Raw genomic sequence first — 379 nt, 5'->3', positions numbered from 1 at the left:
ATGAAAATGGTGGGGAGAGACGGATTCGAACCGCCGAACCCGGAGGGAGCAGATTTACAGTCTGCCGTGTTTAGCCACTTCACTATCTCCCCAAATTCATGGTGCCGGCAATAGGACTTGAACCCACAACCCCCTGATTACAAGTCAGGTGCTCTACCAATTGAGCTATACCGGCATATCTTTAATTATGGCATATCTTTCATGAAAAATCAACGTTTTTTTATTACGTTAAACCTTTTTCATGTTCGTGAACTATGCCATCTTGTTAAGAAAGATGGCGGAGCTGACGGGACTCGAACCCGCGACCTCCGGTGTGACAGACCGGCGTGAACTCCAACTTCACCACAGCTCCAAATTTGGTTGCACCCACTGGGCACTT

Annotated in this window: 3 tRNA genes; all 3 read right to left on the bottom strand. The window is 47.8% G+C overall.

Annotation, left to right across the window (positions count from 1 at the left end):
- Positions 1 to 7: 7 nt before the first annotated feature.
- The 3 genes from HPY28_RS30190 to HPY28_RS30180 all read right to left on the bottom strand — a co-directional run bounded on the left by HPY28_RS30190 (position 8) and on the right by HPY28_RS30180 (position 352).
- Positions 8 to 92 (bottom strand) — tRNA-Tyr (locus HPY28_RS30190).
- Between the two features lie 7 nt (positions 93 to 99).
- Positions 100 to 175 (bottom strand) — tRNA-Thr (locus HPY28_RS30185).
- 100 nt (positions 176 to 275) lie between these two features.
- Positions 276 to 352 (bottom strand) — tRNA-Asp (locus HPY28_RS30180).
- Positions 353 to 379 lie beyond the last annotated feature (27 nt).

Source organism: Brevibacillus sp. HB1.2 (genome assembly GCF_013332495.1).
Taxonomy (GTDB): Bacteria; Bacillota; Bacilli; order Brevibacillales; family Brevibacillaceae; genus Brevibacillus; species Brevibacillus porteri.
The sequence above is the reverse complement of the archived record's forward strand: the minus strand, read 5'-3'. Positions and strand labels throughout refer to the sequence as shown.